Source organism: Hyphomicrobium sp. MC1 (assembly GCF_000253295.1).
Lineage (GTDB): Bacteria > Pseudomonadota > Alphaproteobacteria > Rhizobiales > Hyphomicrobiaceae > Hyphomicrobium_B.
Map to the genome: position 1 here is coordinate 740,616 of NC_015717.1, position 16,968 is coordinate 757,583.

The 16,968-nt window shown below is 59.9% G+C and carries 16 protein-coding genes and 1 tRNA gene; 8 read left to right on the top strand and 9 right to left on the bottom strand.

Annotated features, from left to right (window positions below):
• Window positions 1-119: 119 nt before the first annotated feature.
• Window positions 120-1,019, bottom strand: coding sequence for an N-formylglutamate amidohydrolase (locus tag HYPMC_RS03435; protein ID WP_013946395.1), 900 nt, complete (start codon window positions 1,017-1,019; stop codon window positions 120-122).
• Between the two features lie 283 nt (window positions 1,020-1,302).
• On the opposite strand from HYPMC_RS03435, the gene cpdR reads away from it, so the two are divergent.
• From cpdR to HYPMC_RS03450, 3 genes are all read left to right on the top strand, one after another.
• Window positions 1,303-1,689: a cell cycle two-component system response regulator CpdR gene (cpdR, locus tag HYPMC_RS03440; protein WP_013946396.1), complete on the top strand. Its 387-nt coding sequence runs from the start codon at window positions 1,303-1,305 to the stop codon at window positions 1,687-1,689.
• An 86-nt stretch (window positions 1,690-1,775) separates the two neighbouring features.
• A tRNA-Val gene (locus tag HYPMC_RS03445) sits at window positions 1,776-1,850 on the top strand.
• A gap of 281 nt (window positions 1,851-2,131) precedes the next feature.
• Window positions 2,132-3,022 (top strand): class I SAM-dependent methyltransferase, encoded by an 891-nt coding sequence (locus HYPMC_RS03450; RefSeq protein ID WP_013946397.1) that lies wholly within the window; start codon window positions 2,132-2,134, stop codon window positions 3,020-3,022.
• 147 nt (window positions 3,023-3,169) lie between these two features.
• Here the strand turns inward: HYPMC_RS03450 and HYPMC_RS03455 are convergent, their stop codons facing one another.
• Entirely contained in the window at window positions 3,170-3,664 is a 495-nt protein-coding gene (locus HYPMC_RS03455) for a cupin domain-containing protein (protein WP_013946398.1), read from the bottom strand.
• Window positions 3,665-4,076: 412 nt separating this feature from the next.
• On the opposite strand from HYPMC_RS03455, the gene ykgO reads away from it, so the two are divergent.
• Window positions 4,077-4,202: a type B 50S ribosomal protein L36 gene (gene ykgO, locus HYPMC_RS23550; protein ID WP_013216601.1), complete on the top strand. Its 126-nt coding sequence runs from the start codon at window positions 4,077-4,079 to the stop codon at window positions 4,200-4,202.
• An 86-nt stretch (window positions 4,203-4,288) separates the two neighbouring features.
• On the top strand, window positions 4,289-5,011 hold the full coding sequence (locus HYPMC_RS03465) for a tetratricopeptide repeat protein (protein ID WP_013946400.1): 723 nt from the start codon (window positions 4,289-4,291) through the stop codon (window positions 5,009-5,011).
• A gap of 17 nt (window positions 5,012-5,028) precedes the next feature.
• On the opposite strand, the gene HYPMC_RS03470 is transcribed toward HYPMC_RS03465, so the two are convergent.
• From HYPMC_RS03470 to HYPMC_RS03485, 4 genes are all read right to left on the bottom strand, one after another.
• Window positions 5,029-5,199 (bottom strand): hypothetical protein, encoded by a 171-nt coding sequence (locus tag HYPMC_RS03470; RefSeq protein WP_155831171.1) that lies wholly within the window; start codon window positions 5,197-5,199, stop codon window positions 5,029-5,031.
• Between the two features lie 189 nt (window positions 5,200-5,388).
• Window positions 5,389-6,834 carry a pyruvate kinase gene (pyk, locus tag HYPMC_RS03475; RefSeq protein ID WP_013946403.1) on the bottom strand — a complete coding sequence of 482 codons (1,446 nt, stop codon included), beginning with the start codon at window positions 6,832-6,834 and terminating at the stop codon, window positions 5,389-5,391.
• Window positions 6,831-7,250: a DUF1036 domain-containing protein gene (locus HYPMC_RS03480; RefSeq protein ID WP_085941688.1), complete on the bottom strand. Its 420-nt coding sequence runs from the start codon at window positions 7,248-7,250 to the stop codon at window positions 6,831-6,833. Before HYPMC_RS03480 ends, pyk begins: the two co-directional genes overlap by 4 nt.
• 101 nt (window positions 7,251-7,351) lie before the next feature.
• Complete coding sequence (locus HYPMC_RS03485) at window positions 7,352-8,647, bottom strand: glycerate kinase (protein WP_013946405.1); 1,296 nt, start codon at window positions 8,645-8,647, stop codon at window positions 7,352-7,354.
• Between the two features lie 176 nt (window positions 8,648-8,823).
• On the opposite strand from HYPMC_RS03485, the gene HYPMC_RS03490 reads away from it, so the two are divergent.
• The 3 genes from HYPMC_RS03490 (at window position 8,824) to HYPMC_RS03500 (ending at window position 10,939) form a co-directional block, all read left to right on the top strand.
• Window positions 8,824-9,132 (top strand): DUF1244 domain-containing protein, encoded by a 309-nt coding sequence (locus HYPMC_RS03490; RefSeq protein ID WP_013946406.1) that lies wholly within the window; start codon window positions 8,824-8,826, stop codon window positions 9,130-9,132.
• Between the two features lie 268 nt (window positions 9,133-9,400).
• A complete protein-coding gene (locus HYPMC_RS03495) occupies window positions 9,401-9,697 on the top strand; it encodes a DUF2312 domain-containing protein (protein WP_013946407.1) in 297 nt (98 codons plus the stop codon).
• Window positions 9,698-10,009: 312 nt separating this feature from the next.
• On the top strand, window positions 10,010-10,939 hold the full coding sequence (locus HYPMC_RS03500; RefSeq protein WP_024275407.1) for a hydrogen peroxide-inducible genes activator: 930 nt from the start codon (window positions 10,010-10,012) through the stop codon (window positions 10,937-10,939).
• Window positions 10,940-10,961: 22 nt separating this feature from the next.
• Here HYPMC_RS03500 and HYPMC_RS03505 read toward each other — a convergent pair whose 3' ends face one another.
• The 3 genes from HYPMC_RS03505 to HYPMC_RS03515 form a co-directional block, all read right to left on the bottom strand.
• The gene (locus HYPMC_RS03505; protein WP_013946409.1) at window positions 10,962-12,512 is read right to left on the bottom strand and encodes a DUF882 domain-containing protein; all 1,551 of its coding nucleotides are present in this window, start codon (window positions 12,510-12,512) and stop codon (window positions 10,962-10,964) included.
• Between the two features lie 222 nt (window positions 12,513-12,734).
• Window positions 12,735-14,918 (bottom strand): murein L,D-transpeptidase, encoded by a 2,184-nt coding sequence (locus tag HYPMC_RS03510; protein WP_024275408.1) that lies wholly within the window; start codon window positions 14,916-14,918, stop codon window positions 12,735-12,737.
• A 464-nt stretch (window positions 14,919-15,382) separates the two neighbouring features.
• Window positions 15,383-16,891, bottom strand: a complete 1,509-nt coding sequence (locus HYPMC_RS03515; RefSeq protein WP_024275409.1) for a sigma-54 dependent transcriptional regulator — start codon at window positions 16,889-16,891, stop codon at window positions 15,383-15,385.
• Window positions 16,892-16,968 lie beyond the last annotated feature (77 nt).

The following is a 16,968-nucleotide window of genomic DNA, read 5'->3' on the forward strand; positions in this document are numbered from 1 at the left end:
TGTGAGCTCCGCTCGCGCTTCGCAGCCCTCCTTGGGCGTTTCCTCCCTAGACTTGGGCCGTTCGTGGAATTCGGACGGCCCTTTTTCTATGGTGAATCCGATGCCTCGGAGCGCGCCCTTTATTCGGCGGCGGCGCGGTAGTCGAGAATGCCCGGCACCTCGCGGAACAGCGTCGATACGATATCGATCAGAACTTCAGACAGGCGCTGATAGCCTGAGTTCTCCTGGAACGTCAGTTCATTGATATAGAGCCCGCGGTTGATTTCGAGCTGGATGGCGTGGGTGCCTCGTCCGGGACGGCCGTGGTGCTCGGTGATGTAGCCGCCGGCATACGGACGGTTCAACTGCACTTTGAAACCACGCCGCTGGAATTCGTCGCGGATAAGAAGCGTGAGGCGCGGATCGGCGGATGCGCCGAAGCGATCGCCGATGACGATGTCGGGGCGCTGGGCGCCGCCGGGCGCCATCGCCGTCGACGGCATCGAATGACAATCAATTAGGACGGCATAGCCGAAGTTTTCCCGTGTCTGCGTGACTAGACGGGAAAGCTCTGCGTGGAAGGGAAAATAAAGCTGCTCGATGCGCGCCAACACGTTTTCGAGGCGCAGCCGCGAGGGGTAGATCTCCTCGCCGTCGGCAACGATGCGGGCGACAGTACCGAGCCCGCCGGCGACGCGGATCGACTGCGTGTTGGCGTGGGCGGGCAGCGGTTCGAGCACCAGTTCCGGGTCGAGTTCATAGGGCTCGCGGTTGAGATCGAGATAGGCGCGGGGAAAACGCGCGCTGATGAGCGGCGCGCCAAGGCTCGCTACGGGGCGGAACAGCTTGTCGACAAAGCAATCTTCAGAACGGCGTAGCGTTTTCGGGTCAAGCCTGGAAATGGCTAGAAATTCCGGCGGATAGAGGCGGCCGGAATGCGGTGACGAGAATACGAACGGCACGCCCTGTGTCCGCGGCGACAGGACATCGTAGGACGGGAAAAATGCGCTGGGCACGTCGTGGGATCTATCGTCGGGCATGGTGCGGCGTTGTCTCGTTCAGATCCCGGCTTGAGAATGTTTGTTCAGAGCGGCCTACATTGCCAACGGTGCGGCGCGAAGTCCATGCAAGACTTTTAATGTGATGCGGATTGCACATAGCTTACGCGCGACAATGCCGTTTCCAGGTAAATAAGCATTCCGCCACGAAGTCGAGCGATCCTTTCCACAGTTTCATGCTCCGTTTACCTAAGTTGGGCCAAGTTTGCGTACGACGAGATATGGGGTATTTCTCGTCCGGGGTTTTCGCACATTCAGAGTAGCCATGACCGCTAAGCCATCCAGCCTGCCGATCCGTCGCATCTTGCTTGCCGAGGATGACGACTCCATGCGCGGCTTTCTCGTTAAGGCGCTGGAGAAAGCGAACTACGATGTCGTCGCTTTCGAAAACGGCGAAGACGCCTACGACCGGCTGAAATCCGAGCCCTTCACGCTGCTGCTGACGGATATCGTCATGCCCAAGATGGACGGCATCGAACTGGCGCGGCGCGCCAGCGAAATCGATCCCGATCTCAAGATCATGTTCATCACCGGCTTTGCGGCGGTCGTGCTCAATAGTGAAAACCAGCCGCCAAAAGACGCACGTGTTCTTTCCAAGCCCTTCCATCTCAAGGACTTGGTGAAGGAAGTCGACCGCTTGCTGGCAGCTTGAAATGGCCTTTCGACGATAATCGTCAAATTGCGGCGTTCCGGGGCTTGACCTGGGTATCGCTAACCCTCTAGAAGCTCGTTTCTTCCGGGCACTTAGCTCAGCGGTAGAGCACTACCTTGACATGGTAGGGGTCAGAGGTTCGATCCCTCTAGTGCCCACCATCGAAGCCTCTGGTTTCTTTGGTTTTCCGGAACGCCTGCGGTCTTTCCCATCATTGCCCGTCTATTGATCTGACTTGAGCGTCGAGGACGAGAATCCGCGCTTTTAGACCGAAAGAAGCGGGCCTTCGTGAGCTTTAGGCGGGCATCGGGGATTGTCGGTATACGTCCTTTAGCCGAATGGGCTTTTACCATTTTGCCGCACTAGCATCGGCATTATGGCGCACGCGGATAATATTTTTCAGTGTCCTGTAACTGGCCGTCCCCTTCGGCGGCGAGGCGATATGTATGTCACGGACGATGAAGTCGGGAGCTATCGCGTCTTCGATGACATCGCAGTGCTTCTTCCGCAGGTGAATGAGCCGACAACCCCATCGAATATCATTGATTGGTATGATTCATTCGGGTGGGCGCAGAATGCCAATGGCAAATTCAAAGAAACAGACGCTCTCAACGAAGCCAAACAGGTACAAATCGAGCATACCAGTCACTGCATTTCCCGGCTGAGCAAATATTTCGAAAAGGGTGGCGACTATATTGTCGACGTTGGGAGCGGCCCGATCGCGCATCCAGAACTTCTCAGTTATGGGCAAAATTTCAAGAAGCGTATTTGCATTGATCTCTCAATCACCGGTCTGCGGCAAGCCAAACAAAAGCTCAGCGATAGGGGCATTTACGTCCAAGGGGACGCAACGAGGCTTCCTCTCGTTAGCGGCTCGATCGATGCGATCACATGCAATCACCTCATCTATCAATTGCCCGTCCATCTGCAGAGGCCGGCTATCTTGGAACTGTGGCGCGTTTTGAAACCTGGCGGGGTCGCGGTGATCGTCTATAGATGGCTCCACTCCGGATTTGCATTCCGGCTTGAGAAGCTCGCTTCAAAATTTGGTATAGGCGAAGAAGTGGCCGGGGCATCCGATCACGTTCCGGAACGTGATCCTGATGAGCCGCAACTGCGAAGATGGTTTGAAGAACAGCACTGGCCCTTCACCTACTCATACGACTGTTATCGTTTGATCGATAACGAGTTCATGCGCCGATATGTCAGCAATGATTGGCGTGGCCGGTTGTTTCTTAACACATTGCTATCGATGCAGCGTTGTCTACCTTCACAGTGCGGAAGATATGGCCTGTTTCCTGCTATCGTTATCCACAAGCCGTCGTTGAATTAAGCTGAGGCCTTCGTCCGACTGGCGGCCCTCGGCAACTGATACAACATACCCTCGAAATCCAACGTCAGGTCGGCCGAGCCCGGAAAGGATTTCGGTTTCGCCGCGAGTGGGCGCCTGTCACCCGCCGAGAGTGGCGATTGCCGATCCCTATTTGCGCGGATCGTCGGCAGGATTGATGTATTTGATGTTCCACGGACCGGTCGCGGTGAGGAGAACGACGGTTTCTTCCTGGTTCCACAGATAGTGTGCGTGGCCAGCGGGCAATGTGAAGCTAGCGCCGACGCCGAGCTTGCTGCCCTTCTCGCGATCCAGCTTTTCTCCCATGCCGTTCCAAACGGTGCCCTGTAGAACGGTGATCACTTCAGCGAAGGGATGAGTGTGAGCTGGAATCTCATAGTTCGCCGGGAATTTTAGATAGGCCATAAAGACGCCGGGCTTGCTGGGGTCGCCTATGACGAGCGCACTTTTTGCGCCTTTGGGGAGCAGCGGCTCATCTTTCCATGCAATGGTGCCCAGCTCGAAATTTTCCATTTTGTCTGTCGTCAACCGCTGGATTTGGTCGTCCTGGGCGAACGCATATGTCGACAGCGCTGCAGCAACCCCCAGGCTTGCCAATCCTGCAACCAAAATTCTGATGCGCATTTTCTCTCACCTCGTCTCTATGCGAGCAGTTGGAGCACCGCATAAATAGGCGCGGAGATGGGATGGCAACGGCGATTTGCCTACTCAGCGCCGGGAAAATTGCCCGTATCGACGAACTCGGGCGACGTCTTGGGCGCTTCCTGCACTAAGCCCGTCCCGTCAGCGTTTCTATCCGCAGTGAGCAAATCTCCTAGGGCGTCATGGGGCAAAGTTGCCCAAATGTTCAGAAACAGCAGGATTTGGGGGAGGGAGCGCCGAAAAACCACGGCGAAATTCGCATAAAAGCGCACAAAGGCACTTGGCCTCGGCCAAAAAATCGCTAAAACGCAGGCTTCATCCCGCAGCTTCGCCCCGTCTCGATGGGGTTGGAGGTTCAGCCTCCAGCTGTCCACCAGCTTTAACCGGTGTCGTTATGAAAGTTAGAAACTCTTTGAAGTCCCTGCGCTCGCGGCACCGCGATAATCGCGTCGTACGCCGTAAAGGCCGGGTCTACGTCATTAACAAGACTCACCGTCGCTTCAAGGCCCGTCAGGGCTGAGGCGCTGCCGGCGTCGTATGCGACGTTACGGCGAATTCACCAGAGTCTTTTTGACCAAATGCCATGCCCCGGATTAATTTCGGGGCATGATTTTTCCTGCGCGCCTTCTTATAGGTCTTCTGATCCTCGCGGGCGGGGCGGCAAACGCTGCCGCCGATGATGAGCTGTTGAAGACCCAGCCGTTCCCTGCCGAGCCGGCGCCCGCGCCGCAACCGCCTCCTGCCGTCAAGAAAGCGCCGCCGGTGGCGCCGTCTCCCGGCGCTCAAGCGCATCAGAAAGGGCCGCCGGGGCTGATGGGCCTGCCGTGGCCGCAGACACCGGAACAGGTCTCCAAGACCCTCGACAATCTCTACGCCTATCTCGCGACCGAAGGCGACCATCGTCAGGCGGGCGAGATCAGCGGTGTCATCGAGCGGCTCTGGCGTATGCAGGGCGGCGATACCGTCAATCTGCTGATCGATCGCGGTGAGCTGTTCTCGGCGCAGAATCAAAACGAGAAGGCTCTGCCTTTCCTCGATGCGGCCGTCGAACTCGAGCCACAGTATGCGGAGGCCTGGAGCCATCGCGCCTATATCGAATACCGGATGAACAACTACGCAGCGGCGCTGGGTGATCTGAGACGGGCGCTCGCCCTTGAGCCGAATAATTTCCGGGCGCTTGACGGCATGGCCAAGATCCTCGTGCAGATGGGCGAGAAAAAAGCTGCGCTCGAAGTCTACGATCAGCTCCTCAAAGTTCATCCGAACATCGAGGGCGGCGAAAAGGCGCGCGACGAACTGAAGAAAGAAGTCGAAGGTCAGGGTATCTGAAGCCTTCGTTTTCGCGCCTAGGTCAGGAGCCAGCGGAAGGCGAGTTTCAGTTCACTTACGGCGTGGGATTCGTACCAGCGGCCGTGCGCCACGATGATGCGTTCTGGGTTCCAGCCGATCATCGTTTCGATGGCTTTGCGAAACTCCGTTTTTTCCTTCGAAAACGTTGCGCGGAGATCGCGCGGCATGGCGCCGTTCGGAGCGAGGCAACCGCCGAGGCGGGCCAGCAAGTGCGAAGCCGATCAGCGGACCGTCTACGAGCCACACGTTTTCCGCGACCGGCTTCAGGGTGTTGAGCGGCAGGTAGGTTTGTTTTGCATCGTCGCCGTGCATCTTCAAAACGTGGGTGAAGACCGGCGAGATGCAATAAAGGCGGCTTACACCTCTTCCGCGATCGGTGCGCCGGAATCGTCGATGAAGGCGATGCGGATCATGTTCGTCGCACCGGGGCTACCGAGCGGAACACCGGCGGTGATTAAAATGCCCTCTCGTGCCTTGACCAAGCCTTCCTCGAACGCGATGCGGCATGCCTTGCGCACCATGTGCGAGAGGTTTTCGGGGTCGCCCGTCAGGATGGTATGGACGCCCCAGACCAGGGCCAGCCGACGTGCCGTCGATTCAACCGGCGTCAGACCGATGACCGGAATTCCGGGGCGTTCGCGCGTGACGCGTAGCACCGTCGAGCCGGTCGCCGTGTAGCAGACGATGGCGCCAAGCTTCACCGTGTCGGCGATGGCGGATGCGGCTGCGGCGATAGCGTCAGCACCGGTCGGCAGCGGCTCGGTCTGTGTCGCGTAGAGCATCGGCTCGTAGACCGGATCGTGCTCAACCTCGCGGGCGATCTTGTCCATCATCTGGATGGCTTCGACCGGATATTGGCCAACGGCGCTTTCGGCCGACAGCATGATCGCGTCGGCGCCGTCGAACACTGCAGTCGCGACGTCGGAGACTTCGGCGCGCGTCGGCATCGGCGAGGAGATCATGCTTTCGAGCATCTGCGTCGCGACGATGACGGGCTTGCCAGCGGCGCGCGACAGTCTCGTGATCTTCTTCTGGATGCCGGGCACCTTCTCGACCGGCATTTCGACGCCAAGATCGCCGCGCGCGACCATGATTGCGTCGGACGCCGCGATCACCTCTTCGAGTGCTGCGACAGCGGACGGCTTTTCGATCTTGGAGAGAATGGCGGCGCGATTGCCGATTAGGCGGCGCACCTCGTGCACGTCTTCGGCGCGCTGGACGAACGACAAGGCAACCCAATCGACGCCGAGTTTCAGCGCGTGTGCCAGGTCGGCCTTGTCTTTTTCCGTAAGCGGACTGATTGGCAGCAGCGTGTCGGGCATCGAAATGCCCTTGCGGCTTGCGAGCATACCACCGGTCGTGATCTCGGCCTTGATTTGCACGGGCGACGCTTCGATGACGCGCATGCGCAGCTTGCCGTCGTCAAGGACGAGGTTGTGGCCCGGCTGGATGGCTTCGAAAATCTGCTCGTGCGGCAGGTAAACGCGTTCTTCCGAACCGAGCGTTTCGTCGCGATCGAACTTGAAGATCGCGCCGGTCGGCACGTTGATGCGGCCGGCGTCAAAATTGCCGATGCGGAACTTCGGACCTTGCAAGTCGGCAAGGATGCCGATGGGATGGCGATGGCGCGCGGCGCAGGCGCGCACGGTGTTATAGAGCGCCTTCGAACCGTCGTGGGTCGAGTGGCTCATGTTAATACGGAAGACATCGACGCCCGCCATGAACAGGCGCTCGACCATCTCGGGGGAGGCAGACGCGGGTCCAAGCGTCGCTACAATCTTGACCCGCCGATTACGTCTCATTTGTCTGCATTTCCTTGGCCCGGATCGGTGAGGCGGATGGTCCACTCCTTCGCCTCGCCAGTATCTACTTCGAAAAATCCGGTGCGCTTATATCCGCGTTTCACGCAATCCTGAACCCCCCGGATGGCAAAGGACTTTTCTGTCGTGCACATGTCGTTTTTGCCGCCCCATTCGCCGCCGCGATCGTAATCGACGGCGTGGACGTAAACGTAGCGGCTCGGCAAGGCTCCCTTCAGAAGCGTCTCGCAGGTTTGCGATGCGATATTCCACCAGCCTTCCGTCGCCCAGCCTGTGGTGTCCTGATAACCAATCGCGACGCCCACCCGGCTTGATGTCGCGTTGCAAAGCTTCAGGTCGGCATGTGCCGCCGACGTGTAAACACATAAGGCCAACGAAAAGATGACGTGCCGGACAATGGCGCGCGAAGAATTGCGGGATGGCAAGTCAGAAGCTCCAATTCCTATAGCGGAGAGTTCTGGTTGTGTCCCCAGCCGTTCGCCAACGCCGTGTGTCTTGCTTACGGATCGACAAGGATGACCCGGAAATCGTTGACGTTGGTTTGGGTCGGGCCACACAGAATAAGATCGCCTATGGGGCGAAAGAAACCCGTCGAGTCGTTGTTCTCCAGGAACTTGGCGGCATTGAGATTTTGTGACGCAGCCCGTGCGAGCGTATCGGGGAAAACCATGGCGCCTGCCGGATCGCTGTGGTGTCCGCCACCGCCGTCGATGCCGTCGGTGTCGCCAGCGAGGCCGGCGATGCCCGGCGTGCCATTCAATGCGATGGCGAGGCCGAGGGCGTATTCCTGGTTGGGGCCGCCGGAGCCGTTGCCGCGTACAGTGACGGTCAATTCGCCACCGGACATAATCGCGACCTTTTCGCCCTTAGCTTTCGCTTCGAGCGCCATCTCGGCGTGCTTGCGGGCGACGTCGTGCGCTTCGCCTTCAAGATCGTCGCCAAGCATGATGGTGCGATAGCCGAGATCGCGTGCGATGGCGCCAGCAGCTTCGATCGAAGCGCGCGGTGCGGCGACGATTTCGTAAGTCGAATTGGCGAGCTTTGGATCGCCGGCTTTCAGCGTTTCGTTTTTCGGATCGTCGAGCGCTTTCGCGATCTCGGGCGACGGCGTGATCTTCCATTTGGCGAGCACGGCGCGTGCGTCCGCTAGCGTCGAGCGGTCGGCGACGGTCGGGCCGGAGCCGATCTCGTCGGGATTGTCGCCCGGCACGTCGGAGATAGCGAGCGTTAGCAAGCGCGCCGGATAGACGGCGGCTGCGAGCTTGCCACCTTTGACTTCGGAGAGGTGCTTGCGCACGCAATTCATTTCCGAGATCGGTGCTCCGGATTTCAGCAGCTGTTTGGTCAGGGCCTGCTTGGCTTCGAAGCTGACATCCGGCACCGGAGCTGCCCAGATCGCCGAAGCGCCACCCGACAGCAGGCAAAGAACGAGATCGTTCGGCCCGGCGCTCTTCGCCAGCGCAATGGCGCGTTCGGCACCAACGATGGAATTTGCGTCGGGAACGGGGTGGCCCGCTTCCAGGATTTCGATGATCTTGGTCGGCAAGCCGAAGCCGTGGCGCGTCGAGATAAGGCCCGAGATTTTGCCGGCTTCGCCGGTTGCGATGTAATGCTCTTCGGCTGCGACGGCCATCGCGGCAGAGCCCTTGCCGGCACCGATGATGATGATCCGGCCGCCTTCGGGGACCTTGGGCAGGTGCGCAGGCAGGCAAACCGCGGGGTGGGCCGTCCGATAAGCGGTTTCGAACAGCGTGCTCAAAGTCTCGCGGACGCCGCCGTTCGTGCCGTCTTTCATAGTGTCTCCCTAGGCCGATGCCTGCTTGTTATCTCATTATTGGGGGTCTGGTTTGCGCAAACGCTCCGTCCCCGTCAAGGCATCAGAGGCCGCAGCTTAGGCGGGGCTTTCGGGTGGCCGGAATGGTGCTTATGTCGTAAGCCCGTCGCAGGATCCTGCCGGTCAAGGAGTTGGCCATGAAGACTTTCGATCCGCAAACGACAATTGAACTCGAAGCCGCGGTATTCCGGCGTCTGGTCGAGCATTTGCGGTCGCGAACGGACGTTCAGAACATCGATATGATGAATTTGGCCGGGTTCTGCCGGAATTGCTTGGCGACGTGGATGTCGGACGCGGCGGAGGGCAAGGGGCTCGAATTGTCCAAGGATGACGCCCGCGAAATCGTCTACGGCATGCCGTTCCAGGAGTGGAAAGCCAAGCATCAGACCGAAGCGTCGCCCGATAAACAGGCGGCCTTCGAACAGAACCGGCCGAGAGATCATTAATCGTGGTCCCCGGCGACTCGCGTTCCGCGAGCCGGCCGCCGGGGACGGCTTTGGAGCAAGCAGTCGGCCGGCTTTTTGTTGCGCCTTGCGACTCTCCTTTGGAGAGCCGGCCGCAAGGCGCGGCACCGCAGCGACTCACAAACGCTCCGCGACATATACAACGTCAAGATGGCGGACCAAATTTATCCCTTTGGATAGCGGGGATCGCCGCCTTGCTGTGGCCGACGCTCGCCGTTAGCGTCGGCGGAACAAGACAGCAGGAGTTCCCATGAGCACGCTTCAAGCCTCGGCGCAAAATCAGCTGCGCCAGTTCGTCGAACAGATCGAACGCCTCGAAGAGGAAAAGAAGCAGCTCGCGGCCGATATCCGTGACAAATACACGGAAGCCAAGGCCGTCGGCTTCGACGTCAAGGCGCTGCGCCAGATCGTTCGGCTGCGCAAGAAGAGCAACCAGGAGCGCCAAGAAGAAGAGAGCATCCTGGAAGTCTACATGCATGCGCTGGGAATGTTGGATCAGGCACCCAATACGGAAGCGCTTGCCGACGCGATGATGGCCGCTGAGTAAGTGAGTCTTTAGTTGCGCCCTGCGACTCGCGTTCCGCGAGCCGGCGGCGGCTTCGATTGGCCGGTCGCCAGCGTGGGCTTTCATTGCCGGCCGCAAGGCGCGGTAACGCCGATCTGCAACCCGTAATAAAACAGCACCGCCCAGTCCCCATTCGGCGCTGAGGAAAAGGCGGTGCTGGCGACAGCAGTCTTTCGACTGCCACCTCTGTGCGCGCGGAAATGTGATTGGTTCTGCGCGTCTTCAGGTTCACCCTAATGCCCGGTCGTGATAAGGACAAATCGCTATTTCTTGCGCTGGGCATTAGACCTTCTGATGGTTCACGTCACACTCAAGCAGCTCCGGTATTTTGACGCGCTCGCGCGCGAACAGCATTTCGGCCGCGCCGCCGATGCCTGCGCGGTCACGCAGCCTGCATTGTCGATGCAGATTCAGGATCTTGAAGCCTCATTGGGCATTGCGCTCGTCGAGCGAACGCGCAGCGGCATCAAGCTGACGCCGAAGGGCGAGGAAATCGCGCTACGCGCGCAGCGGCTTCTCAACGACGTCCGCAATCTCGTCGATTATGCGCAGCACGCGGGCGGCCTTCTATCCGGGACGCTTCGGCTGGGTGTCATTCCGTCGGTTGCGCCGTATCTGCTGCCGCCGCTTCTGCCGCTGCTGAAGGAGCATCATCCCGATCTCGAACTGCACGTTCGCGAGACGCAGACGCAGGTTCTGACGGATGAGCTGGTCGAGGGGAAACTCGACGTGCTGCTCTTGGCTTTGCCGATCAAAAATCCGGATATCGAAACGTTACCCGTTTTCGAAGACCGGTTTTTGTTGGCGATGCCGAAAAGCCGAAAGCTCTCCGGCCGCGTGCGGGCAACGAAGGAGATGGTCGAGCACGACCGCCTTCTGCTGCTCGAAGAGGGGCATTGCCTGCGCGACCAGGCGCTCACCTATTGCAGCTTGCAGCAGGTCGATGATGTCAACACGTTCGGAGCGTCGAGCCTGTCGACTATCGTCGAGATGGTGTCGGCAGGTTTCGGAATCACGCTGCTGCCGGAGATCTGCATCGGCATCGAAAGCCGTGGCCGCGACATCAAGATGATCCGCTTCGTTGATCCTGAGCCGTCGCGGTCCATCGGGCTTGCGTGGCGTCGCTCAAGTCCGCGGCGTGCGGATTTTCTGGCGTTGGGCAAGTTCGTCAACGAGGCTGGGCAGGTGTCGCTTAAGCGCGGCGTTGCGGCGCTCGAGGCTTAGCGCCAGTCAACTTAGCGAATTGTCAGCGGGCGCTGGTCTGGACAGGGCGGTTCGAGATGCCCGTGGCGATGCGGCTGTCTTCCAGTTCCTTCAGGGCTTCGGCGTGCACGGCCTTGCCTTTGAATTGATCGCACCACATTGCTTCCGCCAATTGGCGTCCCGGCCGGAACCGCATTGGCTCAAGCGTATCGACATCATCCAGGACTTCGAGCGTAGCGGCGACGTCGGGAGCCTGCATCGGCGCGAGCGGCTTGTCGCGGGCCGTCGGTTCGTTGGTCAGAAACGGAGCAAGCGGGAAGGGGCGATAGTCCATCTCGTCGGGATGGTCTTCGTCGTAGGCCGGTGCCTGCGCCCATTCGGTCATGCTGGCCGGGCGCATATCGCTGACGGTTCCGGCCGCCGGATCGAGGCTTGCGACTTGAGCGATCGGCGCTTCCGAAGGTTTGCGATTTTCAGCCAAGGCTGCGGCGGCGAGCGCTTTCTGCGGGCGAACGGCGGGTCTTGGACCTTGGATGAGTTCCGGCAGCGGCATGGAGGCGGCGGACGCAACCAGATCATTGAGCTTGCTGCGATCGGCTTGCGACGGAACCGTGAAATGCGACGAGCGGTCGATCAGCCTCGGGACAGCGATTGCCTGTGATTGCCCATCGCTGGGTTCGAGCGATGCGACCGTCGATGCCGGCGCGAACGGGCGTATCGGTGGCGTGAGCAACGGGTCGGGCTCAGTCGTTATGTTGACGTTGCGACGCGTAGAGCCATCGGCGATTTTCGGGCGTGCGCCGAAACCCAATGAGGCGACCACGTTGAGATGCTTCTTCGGCGGGCTGACTTCGAGCGACGCCACCATGGTGCGCGAGGTTCCGGGCTCACGGCGGTCATGGAAGAATTCAGCGACCTGAGTTGCCAGATCGTGGAAGCGGCTCCGCGCGATTTTAACGTCGGCCGGGGTGATCGGACGGCCGTCGGCGGGCACGAATTTCGAGCGGCCGTTCGGAAAGAGCAGGGCAAGCTCCTGACGCGGCATGCGCGGCCACATGCGAACGTTGGCGGTGTCGATGTGAATGAAGGGGATGCCGGACGTCGGATAGTATCCGACGCCGCCGCGCTCACGGATCAGCGCGGAGTAGCGCATCTTCTTCAGCGGAATGTCGGGGAAGGTAATGTCGATCGCCTTGCCGGTGATGTGCTGGCTGAACCGCGCCTGACCGCCGCGCGTTTCGCGAAGCATTTCATTGGTGCTTGCCGTGCGGTAGCCGCAGATGATGTTGATCGGCTCCTTCGAGCCGAGTTCTTCGTGCATTTCCCAGGCGAGGTCGATAGTGGCGGGCGCGATCGTTATGATCTTGTTTTTGCGCCAGTCGCGCATGATGTAATTTATCTTGGTCATCGCCTCGGGAATGTATTTTCCATTCCGCTTGTAGACGATGGTCAGGCGTTCGTGTGTGTGGATGTGATAGAGGGAAATCACGCGCTCATTAGGCTGCCCGGCCGCCGTCATCTTGTCGGCGTTGAGACACACAGACAAAATCAGCGCGAGTGCGCCGAATACCAGCCCTGAGCGGCGAGCGGCCACGAATTCCCCCGTCCCTACTAAAAACATTCCGAGCCCGACTGGGGCCAAAATGCTCGGCCGTTAACGATTAACCCCGAACCGTTAAGAGGCAGTAACTATCCCCGGCCGATATCTAAAACTTCGGAAAGGGCGATAAAAAGGCCAGTGGGCTCGGCAAATGAAAAAGCCGGCCCGCTTACGCGGCCGGCTTCTCATGTCTGCTTCGTCAGTCGTTGGCTGTGCTCAGAAGCCGCCAAAGACCTGCTTGAAGAAACTGCCGAGGCCACCGTTGTGCTTCTTGCGGCGCCCGCGGCTGTCGTATTCGTCGTCATCGCCGAAGAGCGATGCGAAACCATCGTTGCGCCATCCCTCATTCGGGATGTCTTCGGGCGACACTTTCTTTTCGTCAGCTTTGACGATCTGGTTCCACTTGCCGGCGAGCGCGAGCGTAATGCGTTTCTCGTGGCCGTAGATGTCGTTGAAGGTCTGAACTTCGCCGTTATCATCGACCCACGCCGTGAAATACGTCACGTGCACGGGAATGGGATGATCGAGGGCGATCTCGTTCTCCTCTGGGCCGTTCTTGACGAGATCGTCGACCTTCTCTTTGTCCCAGCCTTTATCCTTGTCGAGGATCAGCTCGGCCAGCGATACAGGGTTGCGCACGCGCATGCAGCCGTGGCTGAAAGCGCGGACGGGTTCGTTGAACAGACCTTTGCTCGGCGTGTCGTGCAGATAGACCGCGTGCTTGTTCGGGAACAGGAACTTCACGACGCCGAGCGCGTTGCCGCCGCCGGGCGGCTGATAGACATGGAAATTGCGAATGTCGGTGCGAGACCAATCGACATTTCGCGGATCGACCTTGCGGCCGTTGTATTCCATGACCAGACCCTGGCGACGCAATGAATCGTAGCCCGATCTGAGGCCTGGCAGCAGTTCCTTGATCTTGATCGAGTCCGGAACGTTCCAGCGCGGCTTGATAACGACGGTCTTCATCGTCTCGGAGAAGATCGGCGACTGGGCGTCGGGCCGGCCAGAGACGATGCGCTCCTCATGGATGACCTGGCCATTTGACACCACGCGGAATTTGAATTCCGGGATGTTGACCATGACGTAGTAGTTGCCGAGATCGGCGGGCATCCACCGCCACTCTTCCATATTGGCGACTAGGCGGTCCGTCGTGACGCCGTTGCCGGCGTTCAACGAATTGCGCAGCACGTTCGTAATCCAGAAGCTCGCCGGGCGAATGCCCTTCTGCTCCTTGTAGGCCTTCACGGCGTCGGCCAGCGCATTGTCGTAATAGTTTTCGTCGGCGGGCGAGCCGTCAGCTTTGACCGGCGGAGCCGTGACTTTCAGGCGCTTGCGCAGGACGGCGATTGCGGGATCGCTCTGGCCGGGTTTGATATTCGGCCCGCTGGGAATTTTGAGCGCTTCCTCGGCCTTTTTCGACGCCCGCAGTGCGAGGAGCTTCTCGCGCAAACGGCGGAACTGCTCCTGCTGCGGGTTGAGCGAGGTCAGATAGGCAGCTTTGTCGGGTGCTGCCGCGAGATCGTCGATGACTGTCTTGCGATCAAGCAGAACCGGCTTGCGGTCGATGTACGTGCCGAGCTGTGCGGACGGATCGCTGATGCGATCGCCGTGAGCATCGCGCGCATACTCCATCGCCTCAAGCGACAGACGGGCTTCTGCGGCCATCAGGTCGTCGGGATTGAAGCCGCCGTCGGCGTTCGCCTTCAGATCGGGGATCTTGAAATCGGCCGAGCGCAGGCCCCAATCGTCGGCACCTTGGAGCGCCGAAATGAGGTTCTTGGCTTCGGGCGTGAAGCCGTGCTTGTCGACCCACAGCGTTGCGCCCATGCGATCGTGATAGAACTTTGCGAGTGCGTCGCGATCCTCAGCGTCGGTTCCGGACAACGCCTTCTTGGCGTTGTTCCGTATGTAGTCTTCGATAGGCAGATAGAGCAGCCGATCGTCGGCGGCGATTTTGGGCTGCTCGGCGGCTGCGGCGTCGGCAGCAGGTGCAGGCGTTTCAGCAGCCGGCGCGGTTACCGCCGTGTCGGTCGGTTTGTCGGTAGCGGCAGGTGCTTCCGGCGCCTTAGCTTCGGACGACGGAGCTTCGGCTGAAGGCTTGCTTTCGGGCGCTGCCGCGCTGTCGGTTGCGGGCGCTGCCGGTGCCTGTTCTACAGTGGAAGCATCCGGTGCCGGTTTGGCAGCGTCCGCTGCGGGTTGATGTTCCGGCGCCGTTTCCTGTGAACCGGCTGCGGGAGCGGCGGCAGGTTGTGTCGCGCTATCCGTGCTGTTGGACTGACCACTTGTCGGTTGTTGATCACTTGTCAGCTGATCACTGGCGGGATCGAGTGCCAACGCGGCTGATCCTGCGCTGGCCGTCAGCAACAGGCCGACAGCCAGGACTTTTGCGACGCGCATTCCGAAAACCACCTTTCAACTCCCCCGGCGATAGATAGGCGCCAGCGTTTCGTCTGACCAACCAGATCGCGGGACATAGCTGTGTTGCACAGCGCTGTGGCGAAACTGTTGCTGTTTCGTGCCCTTAAATGCACAGAAAACGGGCCAATACGGCGCGTCCGAAGCGCCCACCCGATTCGCTTACTTCCAACACCATAGAAAGCGGAAAGTTTCAATTTGATTGCGGCACGTCGGATTTCGCGACAGCTATAGCGAAAATGCAAAAGCCCCGGATGCAGCCGGGGCTTTTGCTGTCGAGGGCGAAGGGGCTCGCTCTCTCATCCTGGCCGGCGATCTTGAAGACCGGTCGGATGTAAACGGAATGTCGTGTGCGGTCTGGTCGCATGGTGGCGGGAACGGAGGGCGCGTGCATGCGCGCTCCACTCTCGCCTTTGGCGTGCAGCCTCTAAGGTTCGGTGACGTGTCTAGTTGGTGCGGGGCTCGAGGCCGTATTCCTGCATTTTGCGGTAAAGCGTCGAGCGTCCGATGTTGAGCCGTTTGGCGACTTCCGTCATGTGGCCGCGATAACGGCCGAGAGCCAAGCGGATCATGTCGGCTTCGATGGCTTCGAGCGAGCGGATTTCGCCGTCCTCAGCCATAGCCTGGATACCGAGCGCACTTCCCGCCGATGAGGTCTTCATCTCGACGGTATGCGGGACGGTGTTCTCGGCGCCGAGAAGGGCCGGGCCGGTGTAGGCCTGCGGCTTCTGGACGACCGAAGGTGCGGCCGGAATTTCGGCCTCGAAGCCGTCGACGTGGGCGGCGATCTGAGGGAATTCCGAAACCGTGAGTTCAGGACCGTCGGCCAGGACGACCGCGCGGAAGACCGCATTCTCGAGCTGGCGAACGTTGCCCGGCCAGGAGTAGGCCTGCAGCAAACGCATGGCACGGTCAGAGATCGTGGTCACGCGCTTGCCTTCCTCGGCGGCGAAGCGGGCAATGAAGTGGCGCGCAAGCTCGGGGATGTCTTCGACGCGTTCACGCAGAGGCGGAACGAAGATCGGGAAGACGTTGAGACGGTAGTAGAGATCCTCGCGGAACTTGCCGTCCTTGACCTGCTGGATCATGTCACGGTTCGTCGCTGAGATGAGGCGGAAGTTGACCTTCACCGGACGCTTGGAGCCGACCGGATCGATCTCGCCTTCCTGCAGGGCGCGCAGCAACTTCACCTGAGCTTCCAAGGGCAACTCGCCGACTTCGTCGAGGAAGAGCGTGCCGCCATCGGCTTCTTGGAATTTGCCGGTGCGCTTGTCGATGGCGCCGGTAAACGATCCCTTCTCGTGACCGAACAGAATGCTTTCGATCAGGTTTTCGGGAATCGCTCCGCAGTTCACCGTGATGAAGGGCTGGCCGGCGCGATCGCTCTCGCCTTGAATGGCGCGTGCGATGAGTTCCTTGCCGACGCCGCTTTCCCCTTCGATCAGAACCGGGATGTTCGATGCGGCGGCGCGCTTGCCGAGCGTGATGACACGCGTCATCGCTTCGCCGCGCAGAACGAGATCGCCGAACGTCAGCTTGCCTTCGGCGGTTTTCTTGATGCGCGTGATTTCGTCCGTCAGTGCTTCAATTTTGAGGGCGCTCTTGATGGATACCTCGAGCCGTTCTGGCGAGGCGGGCTTGACGACGAAATCGACTGCGCCGCGGCGCATGGCGTTGATCGCGGTTTCGATCGAGCCGTTCGCTGTCTGCACGATGATTGGCGGCATGCCAGCAACGTGGCCGACACGGTCAAGAACGGCCATGCCGTCCATTCCCGGCATGATCAAGTCCAACAGGACGAGACCGATCTGGGGGCGTTCCTGGCCTTCGAGAACTTGAACGGCCTGTTCGCCGGAGCCACATGACTTGGTCTCGAAGCCAAATCGCTTGATCGTCTCTTCGAGAATTCGACGCTGGGCAGGATCGTCATCGACGATCAGAATACGCTTTGACATTTTCACGCAACTTTTACTCTAACGCAGACACGAGGGTCGTTTTTGAGCAATGGAAGCAGACTGCCCCAGCTTCACAC

Excerpts from the sequence above, each read along its gene's own strand:
- HYPMC_RS03435 (WP_013946395.1), bottom strand. The coding sequence starts at position 1,019 with ATGCCCGACGATAGATCCCACGACGTGCCCAGCGCATTTTTCCCGTCC.
- cpdR (WP_013946396.1), top strand. The coding sequence starts at position 1,303 with ATGACCGCTAAGCCATCCAGCCTGCCGATCCGTCGCATCTTGCTTGCC.
- HYPMC_RS03450 (WP_013946397.1), top strand. The coding sequence starts at position 2,132 with ATGTATGTCACGGACGATGAAGTCGGGAGCTATCGCGTCTTCGATGAC.
- HYPMC_RS03455 (WP_013946398.1), bottom strand. The coding sequence starts at position 3,664 with ATGCGCATCAGAATTTTGGTTGCAGGATTGGCAAGCCTGGGGGTTGCT.
- ykgO (WP_013216601.1), top strand. The coding sequence starts at position 4,077 with ATGAAAGTTAGAAACTCTTTGAAGTCCCTGCGCTCGCGGCACCGCGAT.
- HYPMC_RS03465 (WP_013946400.1), top strand. The coding sequence starts at position 4,289 with ATGATTTTTCCTGCGCGCCTTCTTATAGGTCTTCTGATCCTCGCGGGC.
- HYPMC_RS03470 (WP_155831171.1), bottom strand. The coding sequence starts at position 5,199 with ATGCCGCGCGATCTCCGCGCAACGTTTTCGAAGGAAAAAACGGAGTTT.
- pyk (WP_013946403.1), bottom strand. The coding sequence starts at position 6,834 with ATGAGACGTAATCGGCGGGTCAAGATTGTAGCGACGCTTGGACCCGCG.
- HYPMC_RS03485 (WP_013946405.1), bottom strand. The coding sequence starts at position 8,647 with ATGAAAGACGGCACGAACGGCGGCGTCCGCGAGACTTTGAGCACGCTG.
- HYPMC_RS03490 (WP_013946406.1), top strand. The coding sequence starts at position 8,824 with ATGAAGACTTTCGATCCGCAAACGACAATTGAACTCGAAGCCGCGGTA.
- HYPMC_RS03495 (WP_013946407.1), top strand. The coding sequence starts at position 9,401 with ATGAGCACGCTTCAAGCCTCGGCGCAAAATCAGCTGCGCCAGTTCGTC.
- HYPMC_RS03500 (WP_024275407.1), top strand. The coding sequence starts at position 10,010 with ATGGTTCACGTCACACTCAAGCAGCTCCGGTATTTTGACGCGCTCGCG.
- HYPMC_RS03510 (WP_024275408.1), bottom strand. The coding sequence starts at position 14,918 with ATGCGCGTCGCAAAAGTCCTGGCTGTCGGCCTGTTGCTGACGGCCAGC.
- HYPMC_RS03515 (WP_024275409.1), bottom strand. The coding sequence starts at position 16,891 with ATGTCAAAGCGTATTCTGATCGTCGATGACGATCCTGCCCAGCGTCGA.